The sequence below is a fragment of the Bacillus sp. MYb209 genome, assembly GCF_002975175.1.
Taxonomy (GTDB): Bacteria; Bacillota; Bacilli; order Bacillales; family Bacillaceae_G; genus Bacillus_A.
Genome location: NZ_PCNZ01000060.1, coordinates 1 through 9,162, shown reverse-complemented (window position 1 = coordinate 9,162; position 9,162 = coordinate 1). Strand labels below are relative to the sequence as shown.

Below are 9,162 nucleotides of genomic sequence, written 5' to 3'. Positions count from 1 at the left end.
GGTCTGCCATAATCCTTAAAAAGAAAACATTTTCTTTAATAATAGCATCAGGAAGAGCATTCAATTTACCTTCATTTAATTCAATTAAACGTTTTCTAAAATAATCAGCTTCCCTACTTGTATGATCAACTAACAGTGGAAAATTATTTTGCCCTGGCAATTTACATGTGAGAATTAAACCTAGAATTTTTCGTTTAAAACCAAAAATATTAGTTGCAGCTTGTTGTACTTCTGAATTAAATCTTTTTATTTGCTCAGGATCTGTTTGATTTGTATAGGAATGTGAAATTTGTTCAATGTGTTCAAACAATCGGTAAAATTGATTAGCCTCTTGGATTAGTTGAGTATCCTCACATCTAAACCCCAATCGAAGAAATAAAGAATGCTCTTTCATGATTCTAGACCAAAAACGAATTTCATTTAATGATCGCTCAACAAACATTCCAGATGTAACACCCGTATCAGGATGTAATGAGGGTTCATTCCTATTCATTCTCAATCCCTCCAGTAAATACTATGCTAGTTCTATTCTTATGAATAGGTATATATAAAAATGCCATCAATAAAAGTTCAGTATGGCTATAAAAATAATCTTATTCTTATGAAGGTAACATAACCCCACTTATCAGTAGTCAATCTATCTAGAAATCTATAAAAGTCCCTTCAGAAAATCTGAAGGGACTTTTATAACATTTTCCTTAACTTGATGGATATAGGGTAGCACCACATCGCTATCCAGCTAAAAAAACAAAATTCCGCTAAAATGAAAAAAAGCTATTTTTTGTGAAATATACTGAAAGAATAGCTTTTTTCGTTTTAGTTTGATGGGCATAAGTCAGTGTTCCTAAATGTGTATATCGTATACAGTTAAAACAAACACCTTAAGATTGTATTGTTTCAACTAACTACAACTTTTCAATCAATTCTTCAGTTTTTAAAACTGTGGTAAACTCATCATCTAAAGTTACTAGTGATACATTATGTATTTGTTCAGACACAAAAATAGGCTGTGGAGAAGACTTTCTTCACAGCCTGAGAAAACACTTCTCTTAAGATAGAGAAGTGTTTTTCCTTCATTATTGATTAGAGCTAAAAGATTGTGATTTTTTTGCAGCTGATTGTGCATTTTGTTTTTTCACTGCATGCACATCCGTTTCGGTTGCAAATTCTGTACCATAACTAGCATTTGCACTTTGTGCACCTGAAGCTTGTGCTTTCTTTGCCTCTGCTTGTGCATTCGCTTGTTTTACTGCTTGTACATTTGTTTCAGTTGCGAATTCTGTACCATAACTAGCATTTGCACTTTGTGCACCTGAAGCTTGTGCTTGTGCATTCGCTTGTTTTACTGCTTGTACATTTGTTTCAGTTGCGAATTCTGTACCATAACTAGCATTTGCACTTTGTGCACCTGAAGCTTGTGCTTGTGCATTCGCTTGTTTTACTGCTTGTACATTTGTTTCAGTTGCGAATTCTGTACCATAGCTAGCATTTGTGCTTTGGATGCTAGCGCCAGAAGTTGCCTTATTGTAACCTTGTTGTTTTTTGTTCATCTTTCTCACCTCCACAATCAATAATGTAACCAACCCATTTAATAGTTATTCTTAATTTTATTTTTAAACTGCCGCATATTATTTCAATATTCATTCAAACTACATATTATGGAGATGAAAGTATGTACATAGGACGAGATATGACTGAACTAACCATGCTTTTAAGAAATGAATGGAAAGAAGAAGAAATATTAATTACATATTATGAAGATGGTTATTTACTCTCTAGTTATATGACTGTTGTTGATATTGATCCGCTAAATAGTACTGTCATATGTACCGGTGCTTTTTATAATAAGATGACACTACAATTTTCTAACATAATAGACGTAAAATAGAATAGATTTAAGTAATCACGTTTGGATTGTTATAAAGGAGTGTATAAAATGCAAGGGAATCAGATAAGAAAGAATACAGCAAGAACAGTTATTCATAATGATATAAATAACTATCCCTATTTAAGCATACCTATGATTATAAATGAGAAAGATGGAAAGCTTTATGAAATTTTAAGCGCCGGTATTCATACTAATGATGCAGTAGCAATGATAGCAACGGAAGGTTTTGCTACAACCAGGGTAAATACACCGATCGTAACAGTAAAAAACAATGATAGTAGCATTCAAGCATACCGCTTACCTTTAGAACTGGAATATTGGGTACTTTCTTGTATGCGTGCTGCTTCAGCAGGAAAAAATCCGTTGCCATGTACAGTTGCTTTTGGAATCATTGACACTAAATTCCATGTAGAATTTAAATAAAAAAGAAGGGGCTACTCAATTTGAGCTCCTTCTTTCTTCAGTTATATAAACATCAATTCTCTATATTGTTTATAGGAACAAACACATTCATTGCTTCCACTGTTAGAATCTATTCTCCCCTTTGTTTATCTTCAGGTTTATAAATTTAGCGCACTCTAAGAGCAATATAAGGCTTCATTCCCCAAGTAGTAGATACTGTATTACCACATAACATATTTCTACCAGAATATCTTATTGCCCCTGCTTTAAAGTCAAATGTATCAAATTGTTTAAAGGTTTCTAATGGACTTTTCCCTTGAATTGCTCGTCTAATAACATCTGCAGCTATTTCATTAGCTACTCTCCTCATCTCAGCCGTGAACTTGTGTTGTGCATCAATTTGTAATGATGAAATAGTACGATTTACTAAGTTATTTATCCAGTACAAGAAGGCACTTGGATTAGCGCTAAATACAGATACTCCCTGTAATACATCTTTTTCTGCAATGTCATTTGCCCAAGCTGTAACCCAACCGCCATTTTCAATTTTGAGTTCTAAGTCAAACTTATTTGTCAGGTATCCAGTATGACCGTGACACACAGGAGGATGATGCACTGCATGATCTATCTCATGCCCTAAATGTTCTAATCCACTGCTCAGCAAACTCATTCGTTCCAATTCAGAATTATGAATATCATGTATTGACGTTCCAGTGTATTCATAATTCCAATTACTATAATAACCATAATGACACTCTGGATAAGATAATGGATACAAAGGGGGAAATCTAGATAAATATTGTGGAGAGTAATTACTAAATTGACCACATGGAATTATATATGAGCTATATGTTTTAATTAGCATGATAATTCCTCCTATAATTCTATTTTTGAAACCAATATATGGTAAAAAAGGTTAGTTAGGTACTTGTCTAAATTTAAATGGGTATAAATTGGAGGACTTACTAAAAGGAGAATTTGATAATAATGGACAAAATTCCGAATATGGGCCAGTCTCAGCATACACATTTCTCTAACGAATTTAATCCAGCAAGGGGAGGAACAAGTTTCTCTTTTTGATAACGTAACGCAGTAAGAACAAGAAATGAATTTAGCGAAAGTAATGGATGGAATACGCAAAAAGTCTTGGAAAACCAGCATTTGACGAAGGATTTCCTACACGCATAGCGCCACAGCTAGATACAGAAACACGTTTATAGGAGTAGCATCAAGAGGAGCTGAAACCGAAATATTTGCCTTTGATCAGAAATAAAAAAACAAAAGTTATATATTAAACTTTTAGTTTTTTATTGAATAATTTAGGAACTAAACTGAAACTCTTGCATACTATGTAATTAGGAAAAATAGTTTTGGAAACAAAACGCCCTTTCCATCGGGGCAACCCGAAGGGAAGACCGATGTCTTCCCGCCCTACATAAGAAGATCACCTTAGGGTGGTCTTTTTGGTTCTGGTGCAAAAATCATTTAATAGAGACATAAAGCCTACACAGTCTGTGTAATTACAAATTATGATGTAATTCCAAACAACTTATGTATGAACTGCACCTCATTTTATACAGACTTCACTTGTCGGTGAAGTAGTCCTTTTTCAGTATGAATCTTGATCATAGAGCACCATAAATAGTGCCCTTTTTATTTAAATGATACACTTGTTATAAATTTAATAAAGTTCTTATGAATAGAGCAATCTATATCTAAAAGGGAGAATCATGAAAATTTTAAATATATTGCTCTTTCAATTGGATAGATTACATTATTCGTGGTGGGCTATATTTTTCTTTAAATACATAATGCCTTATAAATAAAATTCAATATTCCGTCAACACTACAGATGACATGGTAATCCTTTCTCCGATTTCCTTGCTTGAGCAGTTAACTTTTGTTAGCTGCTCTTTAATTTGTAAAAAGAGCACTCATTCAAAAACACCTACATATAATGCTATGACTTCTTTTTTTCAATTCAATCAATATTTTCTCCCTAAATAATTTTGTATTATTATAGTGGGCTCAAAAATATTGAGCTATTATACAGTAACCCCCAGTAATCTGGAAGCTTTGATACATTATAATAATTGTATTTAGGAATTTTATTTATACCTTTTAATTGTTCGTTTTTTAATTCTAGCTCACTTATTTTTCTTTATAACTTTTGTATAGTGTTAATGGCCAGAAATGCTATGTCCGAAGATTCTTTTTCATATTTCTCCCGAGTCATTAACTCACCTTTTCACTCGAAAATTTTTGAAATAAGCATAGCATAATCATGAATTTCACTGTTTGTTAACCTAGACTCTCTAGCCAGTTCAGCTAGTTCTAAAGGGTTTACTCTACAAGATTTATATTCTATTTTAATATCTTTATAAATTATCGATAGTGTTTATGCTCTAATTTCAAGTTTTTTGTTATATTTAGTTTTTAATTCATCTTTGCAGTAGCCAATTTCGACCTTTTCTTTATGAAAATTAGAAGTTTGGAAAAGAGTATGTAATAATTAATATTAAATAAACAAGATATCACGATATAACCTCAAAGAGCTGCTACATAATTTATTTAGATTGGAAAATGAAAACCTTATCTACCCGCCTTATGGTGTCTTTTCTTTTTTTAAAAGGACCTGCTCAATTACTCTATAAAAACATAAGGTAAAATGAATCCGTTAAAATACTTGAGTGATCCCTTGTTTTACCCTCTTACCAAAAGGAGGAACTATTATGGGCTTTGGTGGTAGTTGTGGCGGCGGCTTTGCTGGTGGCTTTGCTTTATTAGTTGTATTATTTATTTTATTAATCATAGTTGGAGCTGCTTGCTTCTGCTAAAAAACTATTAGAAAAGACACTCTTATATGAGTGTCTTTTCTTTATTTCTAAATGGAATTGCTCATTCATTCCATAAAAACATACAGTAATGTAAACCTATTAAAACAACAATCTATCCCATTGTTAAGTCTTCTAATTAAAGGAGGAAAAATTATGAGTTACGGTGATTCTTGCGGCGGCTTTGCTTTACTGATCATTCTCTTCATCTTGTTAATCATTATCGGATGTAGCTGTTGTGGCGGCGGATTCGGATACTAGGGAAGGGCACTGTTATTAGAGTCCCTTTTCTATACACACTGCCTAAATAATGCAATTATGCATAACATCAAAAAATATACATATAATTAATAATAAATATAGTAAAATAATGAATGTGGATGCATCCTATAAAGCAGATTCTTTTGAAAAGCATAACATATCGTTCAATTTAAAAGATATGACGTCACTCTGATACTGCTCTCAATTCTTTTGTATGTTGTGTACTAACAATCTAGTGCATATAGACGATTCTGTTTTATAGGATGTGTTTACACGTATAACAAAGGGATAATACGGAAAAATTTATATTATATAATTAAGGATTAATAGATCCTATACCACCACTCCATAAAGTTACCTATATATAGTTAACTTTCTAAATGTGCAAACCTAATTGAAAATGGTTCGTTTTGAAACAACCAATTCGTGCGCTAATTCTCCCACAGTAAATTTTTTCATTCGATTAACCATCATAATCATTTCATTTAATCTTTTTGCTCTAGACATCGAATCTCCTACATAACTATGATATAATTTGGCACCGTTATAATATATAGTCATGGATATGATAAAAATAGATACAAAAAACACATGGATAGAAATTTATCTGTGTTTTTTTGTTTTATCTAGATTTCTTTAAATTATTTCTAACCGCACTTCCCGAAAGAATTCTCCTTACTCAAGCGTCAGCTAAGTGGTGAGCAGTTCACTAACTTCACATTGTAACTCTGCAAAATCCTGACGCCACTCCTAAAACTAGCATAAAAGTGTTAAATTAACGCTCTTTTATACTTTCTTTAATTACAGATTGTTTTTATCATCGTTTAAAATGTGTTATAAACCTGTTCACAAGTTGCGGCTGTTGGTTGAAAAAAACAGTGTTTTTTAAAACGTCCGACAAAAGGCTGATTATACCATTGTTGAGGACAATCACCTGGTGGCCTAAAATACCATAAACTAAATTTCCCAGGCCAGTACCTCTCCCCATTGATTACTCGACGAGCTAAGCGTTTTTCACTTTCTCTTGCTCTTTGATAGAAATAACCGTGAGTAACAGCTTCAAATGCGTGTTCTTGGTAAATCATTTGTCTAATGGTACGAAGATTTTTAAAATCGGAACAATTGGCTCTTATTCGGTTAATTCCTACATTTCCGACGAGCAACATACCCTGAATTCCTTCTCCTTCGGCTTCTGCTCTCAGTAATCTTGCTAAAAGTGCAATATCTGCATCTGTAGCGTTAACAACCCCCATGACTTCACCTCCATTATATTTTCTTCTTATAGTATTGCTTATTAATCAGGATAATGACTTTTTCACATAATATAGATTGTTATGTCTACGAAGTATGAAAGATAATTACTCTTGAATAGGAAGGATGATGGTACTTGAATATGGACTCTTTCATGGAAGGATTTGCATTGTCATTGGTATGGGTCTTAAAGATGGAACGACAGGTGAAGAAGAATTGCTAAATAAACGCATGAATAGAGGTATTTATAAGGATTATGTAGTTTCAATAGTTGGAGTTACTTATTTACATTTACTTTTGAAAAATATGATTCGAGTTAGTATTTTATCTTTTTCCGACATGCGTCTCCTCAAAATAAATAGAGAGACACTTGTCTCTCTTCAAAAAGTACTGTTGGGAATTTTAAATTGTCCCTCTTAGTATCAAACCTAGAACGGCCATAATTATCGTACTGATAATAATCCGTAAAATCCAAGAGGTATTCGTGCTGATTTTTTCTAATTGCTTATTAATTGTAGAAATGTCTTTCTCGTTAATTATTATTCGAGTTTCTAAATTACGAATATCACGCATGATCTCTTTTTGTTCTGATTTTAGACTGTCAATTTTCACATTTACGTCTTCCATATACTCACGATCTTATAATATCTTAATATAACAGTATTTATATATTATGAGACAACCTTTTTCGATGTGAATGTATACGAGTTATTTCCATGTTGAATCTTTATTTTATACATCTTTCCCAATCGTATTTATCATTACTAAACTAGTACAAGCATTTGTTAATTGACTTATGGTTGTACTAATTAATCAAATTTGGATGTTTTGTTAGAACTTAAATCGAATCTCAACTACATTCTTCATATTTTAAGTATTATCAATAAAAAGTTTAGAAAATCCATGAACAAAAAACGAGTGCTGTGAAGGAAAACGCTCTTTCAAAGGATTTCACCAATTTCCACGGTTATTACTACCTATATGTCTGCGCCTCCAGAACATTAAATGCCCATTTTGTTCAATAAAAAGAGAGCATCCAAGGCAGTGGATACTCTTAATGTGATAAGGAGTTTTTAACTGAATATCAGAATAGAATAGAAGCGGTTGAGCTCGTCCTACACTTTAATATATGCTTGTTCTTCTCGAAAGGTGAAAAGTAAAAAGACACCTTAATTAGGTGTCTTTTTGATGTATAAGAGGTAGCTACCTGGAAAAGACCTTTCTGTATCATTATATGATTATCAATTCTCGTTATACCTAAAATGGCTTTTAAATACGTTTATTGTGGATTTTGATAGTAATTGATTTTTTCGCGAATAGCGGACGCAATAAATTCGTCAATAGTGCTGTTTGTTTCTTCGACTATTTTATTAAGTACTTGATATTCTTTACTGGACATCGTAACTGGTTTTGTCACACTGCTGCTATCTAAATAGACGCTATTATTAACACGTTTCACTAATTTTCCTTCAATTAAATATGGTGAGATGCTCTCAATCCACTCCATTTGCATACCCATAGGCAATTCAATAAGTGATTGTCGCACATCTAAATACCAAAAGCCATCCTCTTCTGAAATCTTTATATTTCTTGGTGAGACATATTGGAGTATTAAGTCAACTTTTTGGAAAGAACTACTACGTAATTGATCAGACTTAGGTAAACGGAACTTAATAAATCTTTGATGATGGCTCCGAGGTTTATCAGTCAACTCATAAGCTGGTTCATACCCTAATTTTTTTGCTTCTTTTAAGGTAAATTCATTTCCGAACTCATCAATTAACATAATATCTCCACGCTTTGGAATAGAAATGACTCTTGCTATCGTATTCCCCTGCATGTATCTATGGAATAAAACGGTATTATACTTTTGAGAGTATGTATAAAGTGCATTTGCCTGATCTAACCGATGTACAAGCTTGAGTAACTCTTCTTCTCGTATGAATTTAGTTTCACGGTTACGGTATTCTTGTATAGTGGCTGTTAATTCCCCATCTTCTAGCCATCTTTCTAATTGATATGTACTTACATCATATTTTTTACTAGCCTGGTACAGAGTAAGACCTTCAGGTTCTCTTGCTTTTTTTATTGCTTCTACATCCCCTCTTCTGAAAAGGAAACTCCCATCTAATCGCCATGTATCTTTGTTAATTGGAACTAATTGCCCTTTCTTTACAAGTTTGTTTACAATAAAATTACTAATCTCCAAAAACTCCCTTACTTCTGTTGTATTCATATTGAGTTGCTGATTTTCATCCATATTATTTCTCCTTATGTATTTAATTTATATTTAATAAATTTATTGATTAAATTTAATTTTAATTTTATAAATATATACTTGAATTTATTATAACATAGGCAATGTTTATTTTTTTACATAGATAAATAAATTCTTTTTTTGTTTACTAATTAAATTAATTTTTATACGTAATTAAATCTTATTTAGGTCTATTTATAAGTTGAATTTTATTATAACCATAGAAAATGGGAGATTTTCTATGGTTGTTTTACACTTTCATTTTTATA

The 9,162-nt window shown here is 32.2% G+C and carries 12 protein-coding genes and 1 pseudogene; 6 read left to right on the top strand and 7 right to left on the bottom strand.

Going from position 1 to position 9,162, the window contains the following annotated elements:
• Positions 1 to 493 (bottom strand): DUF2935 domain-containing protein (locus CQZ94_RS29225; RefSeq protein WP_142395964.1); only part of this gene is annotated, 493 nt, incomplete at its 3' end.
• Positions 494 to 1,076: 583 nt separating this feature from the next.
• Positions 1,077 to 1,565 carry a gamma-type small acid-soluble spore protein gene (locus CQZ94_RS29220; RefSeq protein WP_374954563.1) on the bottom strand — a complete coding sequence of 163 codons (489 nt, stop codon included), beginning with the start codon at positions 1,563 to 1,565 and terminating at the stop codon, positions 1,077 to 1,079.
• Positions 1,566 to 1,672: 107 nt separating this feature from the next.
• Between CQZ94_RS29220 and CQZ94_RS29215 the strand changes: the two genes are divergently transcribed.
• Together CQZ94_RS29215 and CQZ94_RS29210 are read left to right on the top strand one after the other, a co-directional pair.
• Positions 1,673 to 1,888, top strand: a complete 216-nt coding sequence (locus tag CQZ94_RS29215) for a YolD-like family protein (protein ID WP_258166083.1) — start codon at positions 1,673 to 1,675, stop codon at positions 1,886 to 1,888.
• 48 nt (positions 1,889 to 1,936) lie between these two features.
• Entirely contained in the window at positions 1,937 to 2,311 is a 375-nt protein-coding gene (locus tag CQZ94_RS29210; protein WP_105588235.1) for a hypothetical protein, read from the top strand.
• Between the two features lie 145 nt (positions 2,312 to 2,456).
• Here the strand turns inward: CQZ94_RS29210 and CQZ94_RS29205 are convergent, their stop codons facing one another.
• Positions 2,457 to 3,155 carry a hypothetical protein gene (locus CQZ94_RS29205; protein ID WP_105588234.1) on the bottom strand — a complete coding sequence of 233 codons (699 nt, stop codon included), beginning with the start codon at positions 3,153 to 3,155 and terminating at the stop codon, positions 2,457 to 2,459.
• 153 nt (positions 3,156 to 3,308) lie between these two features.
• Between CQZ94_RS29205 and CQZ94_RS32120 the strand changes: the two are divergent.
• The 3 genes and pseudogenes from CQZ94_RS32120 to CQZ94_RS29190 form a co-directional block, all read left to right on the top strand.
• A pseudogene (locus CQZ94_RS32120) lies at positions 3,309 to 3,452 on the top strand (Y-family DNA polymerase); the annotation flags it as partial.
• A 1,570-nt stretch (positions 3,453 to 5,022) separates the two neighbouring features.
• The gene (locus CQZ94_RS29195) at positions 5,023 to 5,127 is read left to right on the top strand and encodes a YjcZ family sporulation protein (protein WP_000505684.1); all 105 of its coding nucleotides are present in this window, start codon (positions 5,023 to 5,025) and stop codon (positions 5,125 to 5,127) included.
• Between the two features lie 153 nt (positions 5,128 to 5,280).
• On the top strand, positions 5,281 to 5,385 hold the full coding sequence (locus CQZ94_RS29190) for a YjcZ family sporulation protein (protein WP_105588233.1): 105 nt from the start codon (positions 5,281 to 5,283) through the stop codon (positions 5,383 to 5,385).
• Positions 5,386 to 5,775: 390 nt separating this feature from the next.
• Here the strand turns inward: CQZ94_RS29190 and CQZ94_RS30995 are convergent, their stop codons facing one another.
• Together CQZ94_RS30995 and CQZ94_RS29185 are read right to left on the bottom strand one after the other, a co-directional pair.
• Entirely contained in the window at positions 5,776 to 5,892 is a 117-nt protein-coding gene (locus CQZ94_RS30995) for a DeoR family transcriptional regulator (protein WP_016104037.1), read from the bottom strand.
• 317 nt (positions 5,893 to 6,209) lie between these two features.
• Positions 6,210 to 6,638 (bottom strand): cell wall hydrolase, encoded by a 429-nt coding sequence (locus CQZ94_RS29185; RefSeq protein WP_002144383.1) that lies wholly within the window; start codon positions 6,636 to 6,638, stop codon positions 6,210 to 6,212.
• Positions 6,639 to 6,765: 127 nt separating this feature from the next.
• Between CQZ94_RS29185 and CQZ94_RS29180 the strand changes: the two genes are divergently transcribed.
• Complete coding sequence (locus CQZ94_RS29180; protein WP_105588232.1) at positions 6,766 to 7,056, top strand: hypothetical protein; 291 nt, start codon at positions 6,766 to 6,768, stop codon at positions 7,054 to 7,056.
• Here CQZ94_RS29180 and CQZ94_RS29175 read toward each other — a convergent pair.
• Entirely contained in the window at positions 7,039 to 7,263 is a 225-nt protein-coding gene (locus CQZ94_RS29175) for a hemolysin XhlA family protein (protein ID WP_002144381.1), read from the bottom strand. The genes CQZ94_RS29180 and CQZ94_RS29175 overlap by 18 nt on opposite strands.
• A 652-nt stretch (positions 7,264 to 7,915) precedes the next feature.
• Complete coding sequence (locus tag CQZ94_RS29170) at positions 7,916 to 8,896, bottom strand: DNA-binding protein (RefSeq protein ID WP_105588231.1); 981 nt, start codon at positions 8,894 to 8,896, stop codon at positions 7,916 to 7,918.
• Positions 8,897 to 9,162: the final 266 nt, after the last annotated feature.

Bases quoted from the DNA above. Each gene is read 5' to 3' on its own strand.
- CQZ94_RS29215 (WP_258166083.1), top strand. From the start codon at position 1,673: ATGTACATAGGACGAGATATGACTGAACTAACCATGCTTTTAAGAAAT.
- CQZ94_RS29210 (WP_105588235.1), top strand. From the start codon at position 1,937: ATGCAAGGGAATCAGATAAGAAAGAATACAGCAAGAACAGTTATTCAT.
- CQZ94_RS29205 (WP_105588234.1), bottom strand. From the start codon at position 3,155: ATGCTAATTAAAACATATAGCTCATATATAATTCCATGTGGTCAATTT.
- CQZ94_RS29195 (WP_000505684.1), top strand. From the start codon at position 5,023: ATGGGCTTTGGTGGTAGTTGTGGCGGCGGCTTTGCTGGTGGCTTTGCT.
- CQZ94_RS29190 (WP_105588233.1), top strand. From the start codon at position 5,281: ATGAGTTACGGTGATTCTTGCGGCGGCTTTGCTTTACTGATCATTCTC.
- CQZ94_RS30995 (WP_016104037.1), bottom strand. From the start codon at position 5,892: ATGTCTAGAGCAAAAAGATTAAATGAAATGATTATGATGGTTAATCGA.
- CQZ94_RS29185 (WP_002144383.1), bottom strand. From the start codon at position 6,638: ATGGGGGTTGTTAACGCTACAGATGCAGATATTGCACTTTTAGCAAGA.
- CQZ94_RS29180 (WP_105588232.1), top strand. From the start codon at position 6,766: ATGGTACTTGAATATGGACTCTTTCATGGAAGGATTTGCATTGTCATT.
- CQZ94_RS29175 (WP_002144381.1), bottom strand. From the start codon at position 7,263: ATGGAAGACGTAAATGTGAAAATTGACAGTCTAAAATCAGAACAAAAA.
- CQZ94_RS29170 (WP_105588231.1), bottom strand. From the start codon at position 8,896: ATGGATGAAAATCAGCAACTCAATATGAATACAACAGAAGTAAGGGAG.